Origin of the sequence: Companilactobacillus suantsaicola (genome assembly GCF_004745525.1) — a bacterium.
In the GTDB taxonomy this organism is placed as follows: Bacteria; Bacillota; Bacilli; order Lactobacillales; family Lactobacillaceae; genus Companilactobacillus; species Companilactobacillus suantsaicola.
In genome coordinates this window covers 1-24,224 of sequence record NZ_RKLY01000036.1, presented here as the reverse complement: position 1 = coordinate 24,224, position 24,224 = coordinate 1, and the positions used below count along the sequence as shown (strand labels likewise).

Genomic DNA, 24,224 nt, shown 5'->3' with positions numbered 1-24,224 from the left:
TACGGCATCAAGTGCCAATTTCACGTACGGCATTAATCTCACATTCACTTTATCAAAAAAAGTGAGTAAATTAATTCTTCGTCAAAAATTAATTTACTCACTTAGCTTAGTCTGTTTTGTCTTGGCGCTTTAGCGCCTAGTCAAAGGGTGAGCTTGAAGACAATTTTCGGGCTTGAAATTGACTCCAAGTCGCCCCACAGCGTTCCAGCGTTTCCCCGAGCTGTTGCGGAAGACGGCAATCAACCACTAACCAAATCATTTAACCCGGAAAAACTGCACCAAACCATACAAACCATAACCCCCAGCAGCAGCCTGCAAAAGAGTCATCATCCAACCAACCTTCTTAATATCAATATTAGAATCAAAATGCAACTCGTATTGAACAAACAAAATAATTGCCACCGAAAAAATTATTATCAATAAGAATTTCAGACGCTTTTTCAAATAGTCCATAAAAACTCACTTTCGTAGTCTAATTAGTAATCTAGTTCTATCTTATTGTATAATACTAACTAGTTGTATACTTGTAAATATATGTACGCTTGAGAGGTCTATTAAATGAAAATCTTAGTGGTCGATGATGATAAAGAGATTGTAGAACTACTTAGTATTTATATTAAGAATGAGGGTTATGAACCGGTTACAGCTAATTCCGGCCAAGAAGCTTTGGACCAATTGGCTGCCTACAGCGATATTGCCTTGATGGTTTTGGACATTATGATGCCTGGAATCGACGGGATCGAAGTGGTCAAACGAGTTCGTAAGAATTCCCAAATTCCGATAATTATTGTGTCTGCCAAGACGACTGATATGGATAAGATTCAGGGACTAATTACCGGAGCGGATGATTACGTAACTAAACCATTCAATCCATTGGAAATTATGGCTCGAATTCGTTCACTATTGCGCCGTAGTACTCAACAAACGGCCAAAAATGTGCCTGACAAGTTGGAAGTTGGACCAATTACTATCTATAAAGATTCGCACGAAGTTGTGACTGAATCCGGACAAAAAGTGCAGTTGACGGCACTTGAATTTGGAGTGCTTTACTTACTAGCCAGTCACCCTAATCGAGTATTTTCAGCCGATGAAATCTTTGAACGCGTTTGGAAACAAGAGAGCGTCGTGTCGGCAAAAACAGTTATGGTCCACGTCAGCCATCTGCGTGACAAATTAGAAGAAGCTACAAACGGAGAAAAAGTTATCGAGACCGTTTGGGGCGTCGGTTATAAAGTGGAGGTTTGATTTTTGGATAAGAGAATCAAACTGAATGCAAAGAAAAGAGGTGTCCTCCTTTTTGAAGGAATAGGCACCTTTCTTTTATTTCAGATTATCAATATATTTTTAATAGGATTCATCGGCAAAAGCAATTTCACGGCAAACTTGCAGACCAACTATCAACTTTTATTAGCTAGTCCTGAGAAATTGATCGTGGTCATCGTATTTGAACTCATCTTGACCGGATTGTTTGTGATGACTTTGTATCATCGACTCGAATTACGGCAAATCAAAGAAATTCTTCAAAAAAGCGCCAATGCTAATTTGGTCAAGCCAGTAGATTTAAAAGTTAATCCTAATTTACAAGGAATTATTGAAAGCTTTAATTTACTAATTGCCAATATGAATCGACGTGCCAAAGAACAGGAACAATCAGAGAAGAGTAAAGACGAGCTGATCAGTAATGTCAGCCATGATCTTAGAACCCCACTGACTTCGGTGATTGGTTATTTAGGATTGATCGAGAGTAAAAGCTACAGTGATTTGAATCAAATTCTTAAGTACACTGATATTGCTTATAAAAAGTCGTTGGAAATGCAAGATTTAGTCAATTCACTCTTTGAGTTCGCTAACGTGCAACACGCTACTAGTCGGATGAACATGACGAAGTTTGATATGGCTCAGATGCTTGACCAACTGTCGGCTGATTTTGAGTTGGAAGCTAACAAGCGAGGGATGGAAATTATTGTTAACTCTCAACCGGACAAGATCATGATGGAAGGCGACACTGAAAAACTGGGTCGGGTTTTCAACAATTTGATCATGAATGCTTTGAAGTACGGTAAAGGTGCGACCCATATTTGGTTGACGGCTGAGCAAAAGGATAAAGAAGTCGTCGTAACAGTGGCCAACAATGGCGCACCAATTCCTGAGGATTCACTCAAACACGTCTTTGACCGCTTTTATCGAGTTGAAGATTCACGTTCTAAACAGACTGGTGGAACAGGTTTAGGACTCGCCATTGCGCAAAGTATGGTGAAATTACACGGTGGTACGATTGCCGTTACTTCGGATAAGGATAAGACGTCATTTGTTAGTCATTTTCCTATCCTTAACCAAGAATGATTTGTGAGGTTTTAAAATGAGAGATTTCTGCAAGAAAATAATGTTGGTATTGTCAGTGGTGATTTTGACGTTACCGATATTTTCGACCACAGTCCAAGCTGAAACAACGCCGACCGTCGATATCCAAGCCAAGGCCGGTTTAGCTTTTGATGAGAAAACGGGACAAGTATTATACTCCCAAAACGCTGACCAAAAAATGGCTATCGGTTCGATCACAAAGATTGTCACGCTTTATTTGGTCACGAAAGCTTTGAAAGAGAATCGTTTTACTGACCAAGATACGATTGTCCCAACTAAAGAGCAGGCCGATATGACTAAAGATTTAGGACTTTCAAACGTTGAATTAAGCGTGGATCAAGCTTACAGCGTTAAAGATTTGTATAACGCTGCTTGGATCGTGTCGTCTAATTCGGCGGCCATGATGTTGGCGGATAAAGTCTCCGGTAGTCAAAAAGCCTTTATCAAATTGATGCGCAAGACTTTAAAAGAATGGGGTATCAAAGATGCAGAAATTTATAATGTTTCTGGATTGAACAATTCTGATTTAAAAGACGATTCGTATTTAGGCAATAGTGACAGTGAAAATAAATTGTCACCGAATGATATTGGGATAATTGTGAAGCATGTTTTAGATAAATATCCAGAAATTTTACAGACGACTTCACAGTCTAAACTTAGTTTTCCCGTCAATGGTGAAGTGAAGACTTATGATTCCGTTAATCTGATGTTAAAAGGAGCTCGAGATTATCAAGAAGGTTTCGAATTTGATGGTCTAAAGACTGGTACGACAAAGCAAGCGGGGGAATCTTTTGTTGGAACACTCCCACTTGAAAATACGCGGATCGTCACGATCGTTATGAACGCGCAAGGTGAGAAGAGTGATGTGGATAAGCGATTCCGCAGTACGCAAAAATTGATTCATTACGTGAAGGATAATTTCGAACACAAGGAAGTTTTACAAAAGGACCAAAAGGTAACTGTTAATAAAAAAGAATATAAAGTTAATCAATCTGTTTATCTTTGGGTGCCTAAAAATTTTAATGTTGAAAATTTAAGTTATAATGAAAGTAGTAACGACTTAGGTTTTACTGCGACCCACAAAAAGCAAACGGTAAAATTAATTGCTGCTAATACTGCTAGTGGTTATCTTCCGTTCAAAAAGGCAGATGTTAAAAAAGTAATACACAAGAAGACTAGCCAGAAGTCTTGGTGGGATTCAATCGTTGAATTTTTTAACAATCTATTCAATCGTCTATTTTAGGAGCAGGTGAAAAAATGAGTTTGAAAATAAGTAAAGCTATTGAGATTTTGAAAAAAGACGACTTATTAGTGAGTGAATCAGTCTCTGATGAAAATCTCGAAGTCACAAACATTAGTTATAACTCAAAAGAAGACCAATCCAATGGAATCTTCTTCTGCAAGGGAAACCAATTTAAAGCAGAATATTTGGATCAAGCTATTAAAAATGGTGCCAAGATTTATGTTTCTGAAAAAGAATATAGTCAAGACATCGACCGTTTGATCGTTAAGGATGCTTCCAAAGCTTTGTCACTATTGAGTGCTGAGTTCTTTGGTAATCCTCAAAAAGATTTGTTTATCGTGGCCTTTACTGGAACTAAAGGTAAAACAACCACATCTTATTTCACATATGATATTTTAAACAGTGCTTATCCAGGTAAGGTGGCACTATTCTCAACTGTTGATCGGATCGTTGGACCAAAGCCAGAAGACAAGTTCAAGTCTGATTTGACGACTCCAGAATCGTTGGAATTGTTCCGTGATATGAGAAGAGCTGTCGACAATGGAATGAAGTACTTAGTCATGGAAGTTTCTTCGCAAGCTTACAAGAAGAATCGGGTTTACGGTTTGAAGTTTGATATTGGTGGATTCTTGAATATCACTCCAGATCACATCGGACCAAATGAACATCCAACTTATGCCGATTACTTGAATTGCAAGAAGCAATTGATGATCAACTCTAAAGTCAACATCATCAATCGTCAAACAAACGACTACGATACAGTTTATGCTGCTGCCAAACAAACTAGTCCTGACAAAGACATCTATCGCTTTGCCAAGAACGAAGTTGGTGACACCGACTTCAGTATCCGTAACAAGGAATCAAACTTAAATGATTCTGTCTTCACTTACACTGCTGAAAGTGATAAGGCTGAAGACTTACAAGATCACGGCGAATATACTTATGAATTGAGTTTAGTCGGTGATTTTAATGAATTAAATGCCGGTGCTGCCATTACTGCCGCCAAAATTATGAAAATCGATAACTCGGTGATTGCTGATAGCCTAAAAAAAGCATTCGTCCCGGGGAGAATGGAGCACGTTAACACCAAGAACCACGGGACAATCTTTGTAGATTACGCCCACAACTACGCCAGTATGAACGCCTTGTTGAGCTTCTTGAAACGCGAATATCCAAATTCTAAGATTAAGGTAGTCGTTGGAAGCCCAGGAGATAAAGGTGTCGACCGCCGCGAAGGGTTTGCCAAAGTTTTAACAGAGTTAGCCGATTCGGCTATTTTAACAACTGATGATCCAGGATTTGAGGATCCGGCCAAAATTTGTCAACAGATCGATGAAGGTATCGATCACACAAAGGTTAATGTCAAAACGATTTTGGATCGTCAAGAAGCAATCAAAGAAATGATTTCTTCCAGCAACAATGATGATATCATCGTCCTAGCTGCCAAAGGCAACGACCCTTATCAAAAGACTAAGGGCGTCGATGTACCATATCCTAGTGACCCGGTAGTCGCTAAGAAAATTTTGAAGGATATTGAAGGTTAGAAGTATGAGGAAATTCTTTACAGTAATTGGTGGTATGGGAAGTTTAGCCACAGAAAGCTACGTGCACTTGTTAAACGAACGAACACCAACTAAAAATGACCAAGACTATTTAGACTACATCTTAGTCAATCATTCCAGTGTTCCCGATCGGACAGCGCATATTTTGGATCATAGCAAGCCTAGTTTTTTACCCCCACTGACAGAGGATATCAAACAACAGAGCGCACTTAATCCAGAGTTTATGGTAATTATTTGCAATACCGCACATTATTACTATAAAGAACTACAGGCCGCAACTGATATTCCAATCATCCACATGCCACACATGGCAATCAGCGTGATGAAAAAGCAATATCCAAATGCCAAACGAATTGGTTTGATTGCTACAAAAGGAACCATTGCCGATCATATTTATGAAGACGAAATTAAAAATGCCGGTTTCGAATTGAGTTTAGGTAATCAAGAAATCCAAGATGAAGTCGAAAGTTTGATTTACGATGACATCAAAATCAAAGGTCAAGTCGATGCCAAGAAGTATCACAAAATTTTGCAAACGATGCATGACAAGTTTGACTGTGATGTGATTGTTTTGGGATGTACAGAGTTGTCACTAGCTCAAGAAAAAGCCCCTGATCATCCATTCAAAACTATCGATGGTCAAAGCATTATCGTCGATAAATCAATCGAATTAGGCGAAAAGATTCGTAACGGTGAAACGATTGATTACAATAAAATATATGGTTAATTGAATAAATAGTATCTATTATTTTGATAGATGCTATTTTTTTGTACTTGTGGTAATTTGTATACTTTTTATTCTTTTGTTTGGGTGGTGGTTGGATGCCGTCTTCCGCAACAGCTCTGGGAAACGCTGGAACGCTGTCGGCACGACTTGAAGCCTTTTTCAAGAGCGGAAAAAGTCTCCAAGCTCGGCCTTCTAGTAAGCGATAAATCGCTAACTAGAATTTGACGGCTGAGCATTTCCCAGAGCTGTTGCTCCAGACTAGAATGCGGATCTATGCGTTATTTCAATGGATTCTGAATGGGAATAAATTCTATTCGGGATGAGTGGAGAACTGTTTTATAGTCTGGATATGTTACGATTTTCCTTAATTGACTTAATTTGAAAGAAAATAAAAGAGGGTCTTACTAGAATTGTAGTGAGGTGCAATCTAGTAGGGCTCTCCGATTAGTCTTCAATTTTGAATGTGGAAAACTAGATAATGGGCTTCTTTAATTGGATTGAAAAGACTTTGCCTGTAAATTGTACAAATCTGCATAGTATTTATTTTTTTTGATCAATTCGCAATGTGGAGCAAATCCATTTATCTTTCCGCCTTTTAAAACTAGTACTTTATCGGCTAGTTTAACTGCTGATAAGCGATGGGTTATAAAGAAAACAGTTTTATTTTTTGTTAATTTTATAAAGCTTTGGTAAATTTCGAATTCACTTCTAGGATCTAATGACGCAGTTGGTTCATCTAAAATTAAAATTTGAGAATTGGCCATAAATGATTTTGAAATAGCGACCTTTTGCCATTGACCTCCAGAAAGATCAATCCCGCCATTGAATTGTTTTCCTAAAATAGTATTTAAATTTAACCCTTTTTCAATGAAGGATTCGAAAAAACCACCATCTTTCATAGCATTAATAATTTTTTCTTTGTTACTCATCAATTCAGGATTACCTAAGCCAATTGATTCTCTTAATGGTAAATAGAATTTTGAATAATCCTGAAAAACAGCGCCAAATTTTTTCCGATATTGTTGAATGTTGAATTTGGTAATTGAAGTTCTGTTCAATTCTATTGTTCCTTGTTGAGGAGCATAGAATCGCATTAGTAGTTTAACCAATGTAGACTTGCCAGAGCCATTTTCGCCAACAATTGCAATTCGTTCACCGCTAGTGATGGTAAAAGAAATATTTGTTAGGGCATTATTTTTTTGACCGGGGTATTTGAATGATACCTTATCAAAGGAAATATTTTTAACATTTGAAGGGAAGCTTAATTCACCAGAATAAGTATTCGTTTCTTTTACATTCATAAAATCAAAATATTTTTGCATGTATAGTAGTGTATCGTATAAAAGGCTTGAATTTTCAATAGATGAATATACTCCGTCCGTTGTGGCAGTTAGAGTTGAAACAAAAACTAAAAATCCACCAGTTGAAGCTTTCCCTTGCTCAATAACTATAATCATCCAAACTAGACTAGCAATACTCAATGAAACACTAATACCTAGGAAAACAAGTGATATCCACATTTGTTTTAAGCGTACCTTTTTCATTTTAAAATGCATACCTTTATATACCTTGATGTATTCTTTGATAAAAAAATCGAACATTCCAAATAATCGAACTTCTTTGGCATCCTTTGCTGTTAACAAAGCTTGACTATAATATTGAATTTTTCTGGCGTCAGGACTTCTAGTGACCATTGTCTCAAATGAATCCTGCTGAATATGGTAACTTACTAAGCTCTGAGGAATGATTGACAAAATCAAGATTATTGCTATCCAAGGATTATATCTACCTAATAAAAAAAGCATAGAGATGATAGTAATTAGTTCCCTAATCATGCTAATACCAAAGACAATTAGATTTACTGGTCGCCAAGAAGCTTCCGAACTAACTAATTGTAAATTGTCATAAAAGCTTGGATTTTCAAATAAAGTTAATCCGTTAATTGATTTTGATTTTTTCATCAGTTCAATATTAACGAAAGCTATTAATTTATCGGTTAAGATTCCTTGTAGTGAGGTATTAATTGGAATAGCTGCGGAGGATATGAAAAAAATTATTCCCCAGTAGGCTAGGAGACTATTTGGAACATTCCCATGTAAAAGGTTATCTAACATTATTTGGGCTATTTTGATTAAAGCAGCTGGAGCTAGGGCTTGTATTGGGATTAAGAAAAGTAGAATAGTACTACTACCCCTTGAGGCTTTCCAGAATAATGAAAAACTGTGGATATATAAGAAAATATAGTTTTTTACATTCTTGATGATTTTCAAAAAATCACCTGCGATTTATTGGTGTTAAGTTCGAAAAAATCATCTTAATTACTACGTATTTTAATGTTTACGCGGCTAAATACAATTCTTTTATGAACATTTAAGAAGACAAAGTGCATGTTTAATCCTCCAAAAAAGTTAAACTATTCTTTCGTTTTGTTAGTAAATCTATTAAAGTTTACTGAATTTCGATATAATGTTCTGGTACAAGGAGGAAATGTACTATGTTTAAGAGATTATCGCTTTACACGATGCTTTTAATGGGGATCCTTTTGGCTGGATGTAGCAGTCAATCGGCAAGCACAGATTCAAGTACTAATACTAGAACTGAATCAAAAACTAGCGCAGACAAAAAAGAAACTCCCAAAAAATCTGATACTGAAGAATCAGATACAACTGATAAATCAGATGCTTCTACAGATGAAGATACTGATGCAGACAAGTCACAAACAGATGATTCAAAGAATTCTGATACAGATACAAATTCAGATTCACAACAATCAGATAATACAAATCAAGCAACACAAGATAATCAATCAACTACTTCAAATAGTAGTGATGACAGTCAAACACAAACAACCAACATTACTACAAGTGACCAAGCCGTTTCATTCTTAGCCGAAAAATTGAGCACTACTTATGACAAGACCCAGACTCAATATGTAGCTAATGGAAAAGTAACTTGGAACAATGTTAATGGTTATCAAATTAATGTTTATAGTAAAGACTCTACTTCACCAGTCGGCAGTTATTTAGTACCAGCAAATGGTCAATATTTCCAAATTTGGTAATAGTTGATAACTTGCCTTTAGTATAAGAATTAGTTATATTCTTAGAGGGTGTTTACTAGATAATTAATAACAGCATCTATTCAAAGGAGGGAAGACACTTATTTGTGTAATATCTTCTGAGGGATGCTGTTATTTTTGTGGACGCAAGTTGGTTTTGAGCCGAACCTGATTATAAAAGATACAAAGAGATTTTGTTAATGGTATTTTCATTAGTATAGTTTCAGTATTCTTGAGTTAAATGAGATAAAGAATAGAACAGGAATCTAGTCTGGAGTAACAGCTCGGGGAAATGCTCAGCCGTGAAATTCTACTTAGCGCTTCAGCGCTTACGTAGAAGGCCGAGCTTGGAAATACCGCGTACTTTGCGGTAGTTTCAAGTCGTGCCCACCGCGTTCCAGCGTTTCCCCGAGCTGTTGCGGAAGACGGCATCCTACACACATAAGTTATCTTTAAGAAAAATAAATTAAAATGAGATGTTTAATTCAACGAAAATGGGCGATTAGTGTGATAATTATTAAAGTTGGATTTAGAAATTGAAGGGAAAGTGAAAAAGTGATTCAAGCAAAAAATTTAGCGAAGCGCTTTGGGAATCAATTGGTCTTTCAAAATGTGAATTTCACTATCAATGATGGGGATTTTCTAAGTTTGATTGGTCCAAATGGTTCTGGTAAAACGACGCTTGTCAAAATTATTATGGGTTTGGAGAAAAAATCCGGTGGTGAATTACTCGTCGATTACAAGCAAGTGATTGGTTACGTCCCACAATTTAGAAATATTGATATCGATTATCCTTTGAATATCGAACAATTTGTCCGCTTGAATTTGAAATTCACACTTAGTCGAAAGAAACGTCGCCAAGATAATGAATTGATCAAAACAATTTTAGAAAAAACTGGTTTATCAAAATTAAAGGACCGCCCCCTTGGGTTAGCTTCTGGTGGTGAAAAGCAAAAAGCTTATTTGGCTCAAGCTTTGTTGAATGAACCGAAAGTTTTGATTTTGGATGAATCGACTGCCAGTCTTGATGTGGAAGTGAAGATGCAGCTGATGGATCTAGTCAAAGAATTGAATGAAAAAGAGAATTTGACGGTCATCTTCATCACACACGATTATGATTTAACTAAGAAATACACTCATCGAGCACTCTTCTTTAAGGACCAAACGCTCAAGGAAGTTGATGTGTCTGATGTCTCTGAAGATATGTTTGATATGGGAGGATAAAAATGTTTGCATATGAATTTATGAGAGAGGCTTTTATTGCTAGTACTTTTATTGCGATAACGGCTGGATTAGTAGGCGTTTTTGTCGTTTCCAGGAATATGTCTTTTCTATCTCATACGTTATCGGAAATTGGCTTCGCCGGCGCTTCATTTGGCATCTTAATCGGGATTTCGCCTTTGGCCGGAATGATTTTATTCACTTTGATCAGTTCGATTGCGGTCGGCAGCCTCAGTACGGAGTCGTCCAGAAGAGAGGCGTCGATCAGTGCAATTTCATCGCTGTTCATTGGTTTGGGAATTCTCTTTTTGTCGTTGTCGTCTGAATCGAGTAGTTATGCGACAAATATCCTTTTCGGTAGTATCGTCGGGATCAGTTCTAAAGAAGTTAATCAATTGATGATTTTGGCGCTGTTTGTAATTTTTGTCTTCATTATTTTTTACAAGCCACTGTCATTTGACTCATTTGACCACATTGGCGCCCGTGCAGCCGGTTTGAAGACGCGATTACTATCGATTGCCTTTTTAGTAACTTTGGCACTCAGCGTCAGTATCGGTGCACAAATTGTTGGTTCATTGCTAGTTTTTGTTTTACTGACTTTACCGGGAGCAACAGCCAAGTATTTGGTTCATTCGGTGCCAAAATTGATCATGGTCTCAGTCGGATTGTCGCTTGCCGGAGTTTGGTTAGGGTTATATCTAGCGTTTGTCACAAACTGGCCAGTTACTTTCTTTATTTCAGCCTTTGAAGTAATTGCTTATTTTCTTGGATTAAGCTATAAAAATTGGAAATTAAACCATTAAGGACGTTAATATGATAAAAGAATTGTGGAGCAAGTATAAAGATGCGATTCCGTATTTATTTTTCGGAGTCTTAACAACAGTGGTAAATTACGTTGGATTCGCAGTTTTGTGGCGAGTGTTAGGGATGAATTCCCAAATTGCCAATGCGATTGCTTATTTAATTTCGGTCTTATTCGCATATGTAACCAATAAATTGTGGGTCTTCAATTCCCACACCAAAACCTGGAAAGCCTTTTTCCAAGAAATGGGATCATTCTTCTTATTTAGAGGAGGATCATGGATATTTGACCAAGGAACAATGTTTATTGGGATGGAACTGATGCATGGCAATGGCTTTGTCGTTAAGCTGATAGCTAATGTCGTGGTAGTCGTTTTGAATTACGTGTTTAGTAAGTTTATTATATTTAGAAAAAGATAGAGCGTGGAACAGGGGCGGTCAGCTCCCGGAGGATAACGTAATTTCACGAATTGCCCGTTGAACTTTACGGGCGATTTGGGAAATTTTGTTATCTCGGAGGGAGTTGCCCCTGTGGAACGCGTTTTAGCTATATCGCCAAGAACCATGGTTATCAAAATAAGAAAAAAACGCCCTTCAACCATAAAATCTGGTCGAAGGGCATTTTTTTTAGCAATTAATTAGTAATTAAGATGTTTATCTTGATCTAAAGCACCAATAGCTTTAATTTCATCATCGGTTAAATTGAAATCAAAAATATCGAAGTTTTCTTTCACACGACTAACTTTAGATGACTTAGGAAAAATAACAAAGCCGGTGTCGATGTGCCAACGTAGAACAACTTGAGCAGCGGTCTTGTTATGCTTTTTAGCAATTTCATTGATAGTCTTGTCTTGAAGAATCAAATGACCATGTCCAATTGGTGAGTAACCTTCGTTGACGATGTCGTTATCTGTATCGAATTTTGCCAATTCCACTTGAGTCTTGTATGGGTGGCGCTCGATTTGATTGACCATCGGTCTAACTTTTGCCATGTCAAAGACTTCTTGAAGTTGTTTTTCTGAAAAGTTAGAAACACCGATTGCTTTAACTTTGCCTTGATCATAAAGTGTTTCCAAAGCTTTCCAAGTGTCCAGTGTCAATTGGAAGTTTTCTTCGTTTGGCCAGTGGATCAAATAAAGGTCCAGGTAGTCCATTTGTAAATCGCTCAATGTTTGGTCGAAAGCCTTGAGAGTTGAGTCGTAACCTTGATCAGCGTTCCAAACTTTGGAAGTGATGAAAAGATCTTCACGTTTAATGCCAGAATCTTTGAAAGCTTTTCCGATTGCTTTTTCATTGCCATAAATGTGGGCACAGTCGAAGTGACGGTAACCAGCATCGATGGCACCTTGAATTGCGGCAGGGACATCGGCGTTATCAATTTGATAAGTTCCAAATCCTAACATTGGGATTTCTACACCATTACTTAATTTTTTGAATTCCATTATTTACCTCCATATTGAGAATCATAATATTATTATATCAATTTATTAGTGATGACGATGTTTATTTGCTTTTGGAAGTGGTTGTTAAGTATGTCGTCCTCCACAACAGCTCTGAGAAATGCTGGAACGCTCTGGGCACGACTTGAAGCTTACGCAAAGTGCGCGTAATCTCCAAGCTCGGCCTTCTTGTAAATGCTAAAGCATTAACAAGAATTTCAGGGCTGAGCATTTCCCAGAGCTGTTGCTTCGGACTGAATAACGGTTCTATTTTTTATTTGTGTTCCATTCTTTTGAAAATAGTAGCTCTATTCTGATGTGGAATTTGGAAAATTAATTCGTTGTTGTGCTTTTTCTATTCAAATTATAGAAGTAATAATGGAGAAAAGAAGAAAATTTCCAATTGTTTTTTGTTGAAAGAACATGTCAAATTGTAGAATCTATCCAGACTTTAAAGCGGTTAAGCATTTAATATGAATAGGACACTATACCATAACTAGAGATTACAGAAATACTGCAAAGAATAGGATCTAGTCTGGAGTACAAGCCCTGTGATGGCTCAGCCGCCAAATTATTCTTAGCAATTTATTGCTTAGAATAAGGCCAATCTTTGAGATTTTTCCGGGCTTGAAAAAGCTCAAAGTTGTGCCGGCAGCGTTCCAGTCCATCACAGGGCTTGTGCGGAAGACGGCAAGGTTAAAAAAGCATCGCATTCTCACATAATATGAGAACGCGATGCTGATTTTTTTATTTTTGTAATTCACGAATTGCCAAGGCAAAGTCACCTAAAGTAGCTGAGCCGTTGTTCTTGATGGTTGGCATTGTGATGTATTTTTCTAGATCTGGAACTTCAACGTAGTCATTCAATAGTTCTTTGAATTGAGCACGAACCTTAACTAAGAAGGCTTCACTGACAACACCGCCACCGAAGACGATCTTGTCTGGTCTTAGAATAAGTGTTGATTGTAAAGCTGCTTGAGCAACATAGTAAGCCATGATGTCCCAAACGTGATTTGTCAAAGGAACATCTTGTCCTTTGATACCTAGACGTGCTTCAAAAGTTGGCCCAGCAACTAATCCTTCAAGACAGTCGCCGTGGAATGGACAAACACCTTTGAAATCAAGGTCGTCAGGATGACGTTTAACAAAAGTGTGACCCATTTCTGGATGACCCATACCGCCGACAAAAGTACCTTTATCAATGGCACCAGCACCGACACCAGTACCAACAGTGTAGTAAACTAGTGAGTCGATTTTTTCATTGGATAGAGTTGACATAACATATTCACCATAAGCTGAACCGTTAACGTCAGTTGTCCAGAACATTGGGATGTCAAAAGCTTCTTTCATCTTACCAACGAAGTCTGTATCTCTCCAACCTGGCTTAGGAGTTGATGTAATGTAGCCATATTTTGGTGAGTTAACACGTTGTTCGATAGGACCAAATGATGCAATCCCTAGAGCTTCAATGTCGAATTTCTTAAAATAATCAATAGCCTTTTGTAATGTTTCTTCCGGTGTAGTTGTTGGGAAATGGACACTGTCCTTAATACGATAATCCTCATCACCTACAGCACAAACAAATTTAGTTCCGCCTGCTTCAATACTTCCTACTAGCAAAGTTATCTCTCCTCATTTTCAGTAATCGTTTTCAATAGTATTAAGATACTATTATTTGTTTTCAACGTCAAATTGGAATTATGAAAATGTGAAAAATAAATTTTGCTTATTAACTTAAAAATCTAAATAATCGATATTATTTTTTTTAAGAAAAGCCAATGCTTTTTTTTCTACAAGGTGATTTTCCATGAATTTAGTAAATGAATACGCCTGTATCATATATTGAATAGCTTCAGAATGTCGATTCTGCTGTTCTGCCACTTCGGAGAGAAGATAGTAGAAAGATCCAACAAAATATACACTGCCGTTTTTTTTAGCTAAATTCAAACCAGTTGTAGTAGAAGATATGCATTGTTCAAATTTATCATTGTTGGCGTAATACATGCCTAAGTTATCGTATATTAGAAGAGACCAGAATAAATCATTGTCAGTGTTAAAGTCTTTAAATAGTGAAGCAGTTTGTTCGAAATAAAAGTTAGCTTTTCCAATATCGTTCTTCTGACTGTAAGCAACTCCTAATTCACAAGTCGCTAAAATAGTGAATATATCTGGGAGTCCTTCATGAAGTAGCAATAATTGATTGAAACCAAATATGGCGTCATCAAAATTATTTGTAATCCACATTTCAGCATCGACTTTTAAAAATTGATAATGTGCTTGTTGATCTTTATCATCAGTGTTTTGAAATTTTTTTAATGCTTTTATGACATCCTTATATTTGTAACTCATACTAAAATGATCTGCTTCTGTTAAAACAAGATCATTTTCGGTCTCGAGATCATTGATAACGACGTCGTTCAATTTTAGATCTAATCTATTAAGTATTTTTACTAAGATGTCACTACCTGGAGAAGTAGAATTTCTTTCTAAAGAGCTAATGGTACCTTGAGTGGTAATATCTCTAGCTAAATCCACTTGTGATAGCCCTTTTTGTTTTCGGACATTTTTTATTTTTATTCCATCTATCATTAGAATACCTCTGGAAAATATTAGTTTTTAATTTTTTATAAAGTTGATTAAATTATATTTGATAAATCAATTATAACCTATTCCTTAGTGCTTACTAAATAGTAATAGCGGGTTTATTTATCGAAAATATTGAAATAGAATTATTAAAATATTAGAATATAATTGAAAATATATTTTTTTAGAGTTATAACTGATGATAACAAATCTGTATCAATGGGGTGGATATATGGAAACAGTCGAGACCGATACTACAAAACAATTGATTAAGGCAGGAGCTACTACGGTCATTAACGATTTAGGTGCGTCGATATTTAATTATGCATTGTCATTAAAATTGTTGCAGGTTACGGGTTCAGCTATGGGTTATGGAACAAGTTTAATTATTGGACCATTAGTGGGTGTACTTGTTGCCCCTTGGGTAGGAAATACCGTTGATAGATATCAAAGAAAGAATATTGCTTTAATAGCGGAAGGTACATTAATTCTTACACTTATTGTTTATTTCTTGTTTTTTGAAATGTTCCATACTAATATATTAATTTCGGCTATTATAGTGGTCTGTCTGAATAATATAACAGCTCGATTTTTTACTATTTCATATTTATCATCAACTCCACAAATTGTAAGTGGTAAACATATTCAGAAATTGAATTCAATTGAATCCACTGCTGCTACGGTATCGAGTATTTTGGCTCCGGCAATAGCTGGATTTCTATTTGGAATTATAGATTTTAAATGGATGATTATTCTACAAATTATTACAGAAGGCATTACGCTAATTTTAACGATAGTGACACATTTTGAAGATAATCCAATTGCTAAATCTAAGAATAAAATTGATAGGTTAAATATTTTTAAATCTTTAAATAAGTATCCCACGGTACTTTTCTTTTTAATCGTTACTATGTGTCTTAATATTACTAGCACTGCGCTTGTAATAGGAATGCCATACGTTGTGATACATACATTAAAATATTCAACAACTATTAGTGGAAATATCGAGGGCATTTATTCAGTTGGGGCTCTCATTGGTGGAATTATTATTACGATTATTAATTTAAAAAACATTTTTGGATTTATAAGAAATATGTATTGGGCATCTAGCATACAACTATTTATCTTGGGATTAATGCTTTTCTTCATGCCACATTACGTACTATTTATTTTTCTATTCTTCGAATTTGTTATTGGGGTCATAGATTCTGTTTCCCAACCGCCGATGTTTACATATATACAAAAAGTGGTTCCAGAAGAAGATCTAGGTAAGGTTAATACATCAATATATACAGCTGCACAAATTTTAACGCCAATTGCTGTATTTATATTTAGTATTGTATTCGCTAAAGTAAATTATCGAATAGTTTTCTTAGCCAATGGTGTAGTTAGTTTGTTTCTAACGTTCTTTTTATTGGAAATAGTGGGCAAAAAAGTAATAAAAAAATAAAAGAATAATAGAATTATTGTATCGAAAAAAACTATCAACTCGTTAGTTTCTAAACGAATTGATAGTTTTTTTAATAAATAGTATGTGAAGAATCGTTCTTAAAGTCATCAAACGCTTTGATAGTCATATCGCGGTCATGTTGTTCTAAGTCGAGAACTTCTTTATCTTTTAAACCATCATTTAAAAATTTATAAATGAAATCATCTCTGAAACCAATGTCTTTTGCATCGGTAGCGGTGTTGCCGTAGTAACAAGTCTTGATATTAGACCAGATGATTGCTCCCAAACACATTGGACAAGGATAAGCGTTGGTGTAAAGTTCACAACCAGATAAATCGTGGGTGCCTAATTTCTGGCAAGCCTTACGAATGGTAGTAATTTCGCCATGTGCTGAAGGGTCACGATTAATTAAAACATGGTTACGTCCCTTAGCGATAATTTGACCATCCTTAACGATGACCGTTCCAAAAGGGCCACCGACTTGTGTACCTACATTTTTTTCTGCTTCTTTTGCAGCTAGTTCCATAAATTTTTTTTCGTATGCCATAAAATTTCAGTCCTAACAAATTTGAATATAGTTTCAGTATAATTCAATTTTTCTGTTAATAAAAATTATGGAATACTTCTATACAAGACTATTTGTATCAAAAAAGGAAAGCCGCAGCTTTCCTTAGATAACATTAATAAATTTTAGTATCACGAATCTCTTTCATAATCTTCAAAGAACCGTCTTTGTAACTGAGAATTCCGTAAACGAGTATGCCGAGGATTCCGCAGATGATAATGACGATAATTGCACCGACTTTAGTAGCGTCAGAAATTACTTTGACGACTAAGAAATTGGCAACTCCAACGACTACCAACATGATGATTCCATCGATTAAGATGCGAATCAGTTTCTTAGCCAGAACTTGGTCAACGATTTGGAACTGTTTGTTAATCAATCTAAAGGCAAAGTAACTCATGATAGTGAAGGAAATTCCAGTTGCAGTAACGGGTCCGTAAACACCCAAAGCAAGCGTCAATGGCAGTTGAAGAACAATCTTTAGTAAGTAAGCAATTGCTAAGTAAACCATCGACTTTTTCATGTGACGCGTAACTTGCAAAATGTTTTCTAGAATCATGAAGGTACAATAGAAGAACGCTTCGAAACAAGAAACTATCAGCACTTTTGAACCGAGAATACTTTGGTCATAAAAGACAAACGCAGTCCAGAGTTGACGACTAATAGCAATCACACCGAAAGTGGCTGGCACAATGATGAAGAAAGTAAATTGGACGATCTTACGCATGAAGTTTTGGACTTCTTCATTGGAAGCTTTTTTGCTGACCATTGCTGAAAGAGCTGGAATAACTGAAGCTGATACGGAAATGGCGAGCGATACCAAGACCATGATGATCTTATTAGCCTGGAAGCCAAACATAGCGTACAAGTTGTCGATCGTTTTTTCACTAGCGTGAAGAATTAATTGATAAATCCAAGTGAAAGTTGTTTGGTCAAACAATTGTAAAACAGTCATGATCGTGTCGACTAACAAAAACGGAATGGCCGAGCGCAACATTGAACTAAAGTTAATATCGAGTGTTGTCTCGGTTGGTTCAGGACTCGTCTTGATATCTTCGATTGTAGTCGATTTTCTAACTCTAACTCTGATCCAAAGTAAAAATACGTAAGCTAAAGTAGCTCCAATAAATGAAGCTAGGGTTGACTGGTTAACGGCTGAAACATAATTACCTTTTTGCAAAACCATGATGGTGTAAGTGGCATAGAGCATGTAAGCGACACGGGCAATTTGTTCGATAACTTGTGAAAAGGCTGAGTAGGAAATGAAAGCATATCCTTGAATGTAACCTCTTAAAATACCAAGAGCCGGGATGATCAACATAGCGACACTAAGATATTTAATTGGCGTTACAACTCGCATATCGCCGGCAGCCAAAACAATTGCAACGTATTTTGCCCCGAAGAACATCACGGCAGCACAGACGATACCGACTAAAGTCATATAGATACTGTATTTTTTGAAGAGCTTTTCACTTTGATCATAACGACCTAAAGCATTGTGAGCAGCAACTTCTTTAGAAATTGCGGACGGAATCCCAGCGGTTGCGATAATCAAGAAAAGATTGTAGATGTTATAAACTTTTCCATACATCGCATTGGCCGCATTAACTGCTAGAGGACCGATCCAAATATTCCAAGGAATAATGTAGACGACTGCTAAAACTCGGGAAATGATTCCACTGATCGAGATCCAGAGTGAACTTTTGAGTAATGAATCTTTTTTCATTTTTTTATCCATTCTTTATAAAATTACTTATATTATAGAAGACTTTGATTAACGGTAAAAGAAGAGTACTAAAATCAAAGCAACTAAAGCAGGCAATCCTTGGAGAAAAATAATTTTTTTGCTAGCCGTTATAGCGCCGTAAACAGCGACGATTATTACGTAAAGCATCAACATGATCAAAATTATTTTAAGCGTTGTACCTGTGAAAAAGAGAATCATCATTAAAATTAAAATTCCTAAAAGACCATTGTAAATACCTTGGTTAGCTAGAGCTACCTTGGCATGTGGATCTTTGACAAAATCAAGTGGCATATCAAAGGCATTAGCCTGTTGTTCAGGTTTGGCAAACATTTCCAAACCAGCGATTCCGATATGTTCTAAAGCTACTAATGCGACGACAAACAAAGTTAAGATTTGCATTATAATCTTCTTTCTATTTTTATGTGGTGTTAGTATGCCGTCCTCCGCAACAAACTCGATTTTGGCTGGAACGTGGTGGGCACGACTTGAAGCCTTTTTCAAAACCGGAAAAAGTCTTCAAGCTCGGCCTTATTCTAAGCAATAAATTGCTAAGAATAATTTCACCACTGAGCCAAATCGAGTTTGTTGCTCCGGACTAAATAACGTTTCTATCTTTTATTTTCTTTCCATTCTTTTAGAAATAATCATTTCTATTTAAAGTAGTGCCGTAATAGTATATATGTTTATTTGAATAGAAAGTACTATCTTCATCTCTGAGTTAAGTGAAATAACCTATAAAAGATGTTATCTAGCCAGGAGCACAAGTCCTGTGATGACTCAGCCGCCAAATTATTCTTAGCGCTTTAGCGCTTAGAATAAGGCCTAGTTTTGAGATTTTGCGTACTTTGCAAAAGCTCAAAGTTGTGCCGGCAGTATTCCACATCACAGGGCCTGTGCGGAGGGCGGCAATTAAAAATCACCTTAATAAAAAAGCCTCCGTTTAGGATTCTTCTTTGGTATTTATCATAACAAATTTTTCGGCAAATTTACCCTTTTGATTGATTTTAGCTTGGCGTAAACTGTCCATTTCTTCGTATGTAATTGAAGCGTCATCTAAAATTGCACGGATAACTTCTTCTAAATCGCCTAATTCTTCGACTAGACCTGCCCGAGTGTCAGCCGCTTTGACTTCTTGTGCTTCTTCAACAATCTTTTCACGTAAAAAGCGTCGATAGTCTTCATTTGAAAGAATTTCAAACTTAAAATCACCGTGAATGATGTCGGGTATTTTGTCCCTAACCAATTTTTTCATATATATTTCCCCCTAAAATGAGTTCTTGTCATAGCATGATTGTAAAAAAGATGGCTTCATTGTTTTTGAACTAAGTGAGATAAATAAAAAACTATCTATCTAGTCTGGAGTACAAGTTCTGTGATGGCTCAGCCGCCAAATTCTTGTTAGTGCTTTAGCACTTACAAGAAGGCCAAGCTTTGAGATTTTTCCGAACTTGAAAAAGCTCAAAGTTGTGCCGGCAGCGTTCCAGTCCATCACAGAACTTGTGCGGAAGACGGCATTTTACAACAACTAATAAATAATAAGAACCCTAAAACGTCTGTAGAAAGATATTACCACATAAAAAGTTGTAAGCGCAGTATTTGATAATGATAATATCATCATGATAGTATTTAATTAAAATAAATATAAAAGTGTTGAGTGTTATGAACGTTTCTAGTGTAGAACTTACAGAAATATACGGCGGTTTACTATTGTTGGTTATGATTGTAATAATTATATTATTAGTCATACATGATTTAATTCGTAAAAGAATGGAATTTGCTTGTAAAACGACGTTACAAAATAAAGCTGAACTAGTTAGGACAGCGGTTGATAGTAAAACGGCTGCGTATTTGAACCGCAATTGTGATCACGAATTACATCGGATCGAAGGGTACGTTGTGAAGAATAATAAAACCATTTTGTACAAACTGTATTTAAAGAAACGACGCTTTGATTTTTATTTAGAAAAACAAAATTTATGGAACTATAAAGTAATTGCAATAAAAATGTATGAATAGGGTAACCGTTATAACGATTACCCTATTTTCTTTTCGTCAACTTTCATTGACTATCTAGAAAAAATTAGATAACATGTGTATAAATTTTACCCTAATAGGGGTGAACAAAAAATCTAGGAGGAATATCATGTCGGCATGGGATACAAAATTTGATAAAAAAGGATTCACGTTTGATGATGTTTTATTAGTACCAGCGGAGAGTCATGTTTTACCAAATGAGGTAGATTTATCAGTTCAATTAGCTAAGAATATCAAGCTTAATACACCAATTTTGAGTGCAAGTATGGATACAGTTACAGAAGCTCCAATGGCAATCGCTATGGCACGTCAAGGTGGATTAGGTGTCATTCACAAGAATATGAGTGTTGAACAACAAGCTGATGAGGTTTCAAAAGTAAAACGTTCTGAAAACGGCGTTATCATTGATCCAATTTATTTAACAGCTGATGACCAAGTGAGTGAAGCAGAAAAATTGATGAGTACCTATCGTATTAGTGGTGTTCCCATCGTAAATAATACTAAGGATTTAAAATTAGTCGGTATTATTACTAACAGAGACTTACGTTTCATTGCTGACTATTCAGTAAAAATTGGTACTGTGATGACTAGTGAGGAATTAATCACTGCACCAGTTGGCACAAGCCTAAAAGAAGCTGAACAAATCTTACAAGAACACAAGATTGAAAAGTTGCCATTGATTGACAAAGATGGTCGTCTTGGCGGTCTTGTAACGATTAAAGATATTGAAAAAGTAAAAGAGTTCCCTAATGCTGCCAAAGATAAATATGGACGTTTGTTGGTCGCTGCAGCTGTTGGTGTCACAAGCGATACCTTCGAACGTGCTGAAGCTTTGTTGAAAGCTGGTGCTGATGCAATTATCATCGATACAGCCCATGGACATTCTGCCGGAGTTTTGAGAAAGATTTCTGAAATCAGAGCTAAATTCCCAGAAGCAACCTTGATTGCCGGAAACGTCGCAACTGCTGAAGGTACCAGAGCACTATATGATGCTGGTGTTGATGTCGTTAAAGTAGGTATCGGACCTGGTTCAATTTGTACAACTAGAATCGTTGCCGGTGTCGGAGTTCCTCAATTAACAGCCGTTTATGATGCCGCTAGCGTTGCTCACGAATACGGTAAGACAATCATTGCCGATGGTGGTATCAAGTATTCAGGTGATATCGTTAAAGCCTTAGCAGGTGGTGGTAACGCCGTTATGCTCGGTTCAATGTTAGCCGGAACAGACGAAGCCCCTGGTGAATTTGAAATTTATCAAGGCAGAAGATTTAAGACATATCGTGGAATGGGAAGTTTAGCAGCCATGTCCCACGGTTCATCAGATCGTTACTTCCAAAGTGGCGTTAACGAAGCTAACAAGTTAGTACCAGAAGGAATCGAAGGCCGCGTAGCCGCAAAAGGTGCCGTTGGCGATGTAATTTATCAATTGTTAGGTGGATTACGTTCCGGAATGGGCTATGTTGGAGCACATAATTTGAAAGAATTACAAGACGCCCAATTCGTACAAATTTCAAACGCCGGATTAAGAGAATCACATCCACATGATGTTACTATTACTAAAGAAGCACCTAATTATTCAGTGAAGTAGAGCAGAGCAGAGCGTGGAACAGGCCCGCTTAGGACTTGGCATATAGCCTAGCTTCACGAATTGCCCGCCGCACTTGCGGGCGATTTGGGAAGCGTAGCTATATGTCCAAGTCCTGGCCTGTGGAACGCGTTTTAGCTATATTGCCAGAAACCATGGTTATTAAAAATAGAACTATGGTTATTAAAAAATAGAAAACACCACCAAAAAAAGACCCAGAACGCAAAAGTTCCAGGTCTTTTTCTATACTCTAAAATCTCATTTCTCCCGACTATGCCAAATTCCATAACCGAAATAAATAACCAATCCCAAAGCCGTCCAAATAATGTACATCTTCCAAGTGAAACTCTGCAACTGTGTCATCAAGTAAACACAAGCAACGAATGAAATCAGTGGGAAAACCGGATAAAACGGAACTCGAAAGGCCGGTTTGAGATCTTTAGTATTTTTACTGTGACGTAAGAAAATAACTCCAATCGAAGTCACCGCAAAAGCCAGCAACGTACCAATATTGACCAATTCAGTAATCTTCTCAATTGGAACCACGGCCGCAACTGTAGCAGCAACTAAACCAACTAAAAAGGTACTACCAATTGGCACTCCTTGGTGACTGAGGTTTTTGAATCTTTTAGGAAGTAAACCATCACGGCTCAAAGAAAAAATCAATCTGGTGCCACCATAGATTACGACCAGTAAAACTGTTGTCATACCCATGATAGCTCCAAGAGAGACGATCCCTGACACCCAATTCAAGTTTAGGAGATTTAACGCGTGTGACACAGGATCAGCCACATTCAGTTGTTTATAGTTGACCGCACCGACGAGCACTAGCGAAACCAAACTGTAAAGAATGGCGACAATCAAAAGTGAAGCAATAATTCCAATCGGCATGTTGCGTTTAGGATTTTTAACTTCTTCACTGGCTGAGGAGACCACGTCAAAACCTAGGAAAGCGTAAAAGGCAACGGCTGCACCACGACCGATTCCACCGACACCAAAGGGCAAGAATGGATCATAATTTTTCGGTTTCACGTAAAAAACTGTTACCAAAACGAATAGCAGAATCACGAAAATTTTCACATAAACCATGATCGTGTTGACTTTCATCGACTCGGTCAGACCTTGCAAAAGTAAAACAGTCGCAACTAAGACGATGATAAAGGCCACTAAGTCAAAACGTCCTTGAGTATTACCAGCTGTTCCATGGGCTGACTGAAGGGCTTTGGGCAATTCGATTCCGAAACCGGCCAAGAGATTTCGGAAATAAGCCGACCAACTGACTGCAGTTGAAGAAGCCGCAAATAAATATTCAGAAACTAACGACCAACCAACAATCCAGGCAACGATTTCGCCATAAACTGAATATGAGTAAGTATAAGCACTACCGGCAAGAGGGATTGTCGAAGAGAACTCCGAGTAACAAAAAGCCGCTCCGATACAAACTAGCGCTGCCAACAAGTATGTCAAAATAACTCCAGGGCCAGCGTAATTAGCGGCAATGATTCCGGGAGTAATGAAGATACCAGAACCGACGATGACACCAACACCCATGATGATCAAGTCTTTGGCAGTCAAGGTCCGATTCAAATTAGCATCATCTTCAGATAAGTCTTTAACAATATCTTTCTTTCTAAACAGTTTTGGCATAAAAACCCTCCATTAATTGTTATTATTATGCCATTAAGAAAATTAAAATACCATTAATAAAGTTAAGTTTGCAGTAATGAGTTAGTTCTTTTTGATTGTTGGTGGTAGTATGCCGTCCTCCGCAACAGCTCTGGGAAACGCTGGAATGCACTCGTCCTTGTCAAGTTGACATTTTCTTGGCTCAAATAATATAACTTTTTA

Annotated in this window: 21 protein-coding genes; 11 read left to right on the top strand and 10 right to left on the bottom strand. The window is 36.9% G+C overall.

Annotated elements, in window-relative coordinates; translation table 11 throughout:
- Positions 1–255 precede the first annotated feature (255 nt).
- Positions 256–453, bottom strand: a complete 198-nt coding sequence (locus EGT49_RS11015; RefSeq protein WP_135374311.1) for a hypothetical protein — start codon at positions 451–453, stop codon at positions 256–258.
- A 105-nt stretch (positions 454–558) separates the two neighbouring features.
- On the opposite strand from EGT49_RS11015, the gene EGT49_RS11010 reads away from it, so the two are divergent.
- From EGT49_RS11010 to EGT49_RS10990, 5 genes are read left to right on the top strand one after another with little or no spacing between them, the layout of a single operon-like run.
- Positions 559–1,245, top strand: a complete 687-nt coding sequence (locus EGT49_RS11010) for a response regulator transcription factor (protein WP_135374309.1) — start codon at positions 559–561, stop codon at positions 1,243–1,245.
- 3 nt (positions 1,246–1,248) lie between these two features.
- Positions 1,249–2,343, top strand: a complete 1,095-nt coding sequence (locus tag EGT49_RS11005) for a sensor histidine kinase (RefSeq protein ID WP_135374307.1) — start codon at positions 1,249–1,251, stop codon at positions 2,341–2,343.
- 16 nt (positions 2,344–2,359) lie between these two features.
- Entirely contained in the window at positions 2,360–3,604 is a 1,245-nt protein-coding gene (locus EGT49_RS11000) for a D-alanyl-D-alanine carboxypeptidase family protein (protein WP_135374305.1), read from the top strand.
- A 14-nt stretch (positions 3,605–3,618) separates the two neighbouring features.
- Positions 3,619–5,148: a UDP-N-acetylmuramoyl-L-alanyl-D-glutamate--2,6-diaminopimelate ligase gene (locus tag EGT49_RS10995; protein WP_135374303.1), complete on the top strand. Its 1,530-nt coding sequence runs from the start codon at positions 3,619–3,621 to the stop codon at positions 5,146–5,148.
- A gap of 4 nt (positions 5,149–5,152) precedes the next feature.
- Positions 5,153–5,893 carry an aspartate/glutamate racemase family protein gene (locus tag EGT49_RS10990; protein WP_135374301.1) on the top strand — a complete coding sequence of 247 codons (741 nt, stop codon included), beginning with the start codon at positions 5,153–5,155 and terminating at the stop codon, positions 5,891–5,893.
- Between the two features lie 488 nt (positions 5,894–6,381).
- Here the strand turns inward: EGT49_RS10990 and EGT49_RS10985 are convergent, their stop codons facing one another.
- Positions 6,382–8,163, bottom strand: a complete 1,782-nt coding sequence (locus tag EGT49_RS10985; RefSeq protein WP_135374299.1) for an ABC transporter ATP-binding protein — start codon at positions 8,161–8,163, stop codon at positions 6,382–6,384.
- A gap of 224 nt (positions 8,164–8,387) precedes the next feature.
- Between EGT49_RS10985 and EGT49_RS10980 the strand changes: the two genes are divergently transcribed.
- The 4 genes from EGT49_RS10980 to EGT49_RS10965 all read left to right on the top strand — a co-directional run bounded on the left by EGT49_RS10980 (position 8,388) and on the right by EGT49_RS10965 (position 11,393).
- Complete coding sequence (locus tag EGT49_RS10980) at positions 8,388–8,954, top strand: hypothetical protein (protein WP_135374297.1); 567 nt, start codon at positions 8,388–8,390, stop codon at positions 8,952–8,954.
- Positions 8,955–9,506: 552 nt separating this feature from the next.
- On the top strand, positions 9,507–10,175 hold the full coding sequence (locus EGT49_RS10975) for an ATP-binding cassette domain-containing protein (RefSeq protein WP_135374295.1): 669 nt from the start codon (positions 9,507–9,509) through the stop codon (positions 10,173–10,175).
- Positions 10,172–10,975, top strand: coding sequence for a metal ABC transporter permease (locus EGT49_RS10970; RefSeq protein WP_179949631.1), 804 nt, complete (start codon positions 10,172–10,174; stop codon positions 10,973–10,975). The genes EGT49_RS10975 and EGT49_RS10970 overlap by 4 nt, the downstream gene beginning before the upstream one ends.
- A gap of 10 nt (positions 10,976–10,985) precedes the next feature.
- Positions 10,986–11,393, top strand: a complete 408-nt coding sequence (locus EGT49_RS10965; RefSeq protein ID WP_135374291.1) for a GtrA family protein — start codon at positions 10,986–10,988, stop codon at positions 11,391–11,393.
- Positions 11,394–11,611: 218 nt separating this feature from the next.
- On the opposite strand, the gene EGT49_RS10960 is transcribed toward EGT49_RS10965, so the two are convergent.
- From EGT49_RS10960 to EGT49_RS10950, 3 genes are all read right to left on the bottom strand, one after another.
- Positions 11,612–12,415 (bottom strand): aldo/keto reductase, encoded by an 804-nt coding sequence (locus EGT49_RS10960; protein ID WP_135374289.1) that lies wholly within the window; start codon positions 12,413–12,415, stop codon positions 11,612–11,614.
- Between the two features lie 744 nt (positions 12,416–13,159).
- The gene (scrK, locus tag EGT49_RS10955) at positions 13,160–14,032 is read right to left on the bottom strand and encodes a fructokinase ScrK (RefSeq protein ID WP_135374287.1); all 873 of its coding nucleotides are present in this window, start codon (positions 14,030–14,032) and stop codon (positions 13,160–13,162) included.
- Positions 14,033–14,146: 114 nt separating this feature from the next.
- The gene (locus EGT49_RS10950) at positions 14,147–15,001 is read right to left on the bottom strand and encodes a helix-turn-helix domain-containing protein (protein WP_135374285.1); all 855 of its coding nucleotides are present in this window, start codon (positions 14,999–15,001) and stop codon (positions 14,147–14,149) included.
- A gap of 226 nt (positions 15,002–15,227) precedes the next feature.
- Between EGT49_RS10950 and EGT49_RS10945 the strand changes: the two genes are divergently transcribed.
- Positions 15,228–16,445 carry an MFS transporter gene (locus EGT49_RS10945; RefSeq protein WP_167849835.1) on the top strand — a complete coding sequence of 406 codons (1,218 nt, stop codon included), beginning with the start codon at positions 15,228–15,230 and terminating at the stop codon, positions 16,443–16,445.
- Between the two features lie 70 nt (positions 16,446–16,515).
- Here the strand turns inward: EGT49_RS10945 and EGT49_RS10940 are convergent, their stop codons facing one another.
- The 4 genes from EGT49_RS10940 to EGT49_RS10925 form a co-directional block, all read right to left on the bottom strand.
- The gene (locus EGT49_RS10940) at positions 16,516–16,992 is read right to left on the bottom strand and encodes a nucleoside deaminase (protein ID WP_135374281.1); all 477 of its coding nucleotides are present in this window, start codon (positions 16,990–16,992) and stop codon (positions 16,516–16,518) included.
- Between the two features lie 133 nt (positions 16,993–17,125).
- Positions 17,126–18,736, bottom strand: a complete 1,611-nt coding sequence (locus EGT49_RS10935; RefSeq protein ID WP_135374279.1) for a putative polysaccharide biosynthesis protein — start codon at positions 18,734–18,736, stop codon at positions 17,126–17,128.
- Between the two features lie 48 nt (positions 18,737–18,784).
- On the bottom strand, positions 18,785–19,156 hold the full coding sequence (locus EGT49_RS10930) for a DUF1304 domain-containing protein (protein WP_135374277.1): 372 nt from the start codon (positions 19,154–19,156) through the stop codon (positions 18,785–18,787).
- A 541-nt stretch (positions 19,157–19,697) separates the two neighbouring features.
- Positions 19,698–20,009, bottom strand: a complete 312-nt coding sequence (locus EGT49_RS10925; RefSeq protein WP_135374275.1) for a nucleoside triphosphate pyrophosphohydrolase — start codon at positions 20,007–20,009, stop codon at positions 19,698–19,700.
- A gap of 891 nt (positions 20,010–20,900) precedes the next feature.
- Between EGT49_RS10925 and guaB the strand changes: the two genes are divergently transcribed.
- On the top strand, positions 20,901–22,379 hold the full coding sequence (guaB, locus tag EGT49_RS10920) for an IMP dehydrogenase (protein WP_135374273.1): 1,479 nt from the start codon (positions 20,901–20,903) through the stop codon (positions 22,377–22,379).
- 255 nt (positions 22,380–22,634) lie between these two features.
- Here the strand turns inward: guaB and EGT49_RS10915 are convergent, their stop codons facing one another.
- Positions 22,635–24,023, bottom strand: coding sequence for an amino acid permease (locus EGT49_RS10915; protein WP_135374271.1), 1,389 nt, complete (start codon positions 24,021–24,023; stop codon positions 22,635–22,637).
- Between the last annotated feature and the right edge of the window lie 201 nt (positions 24,024–24,224).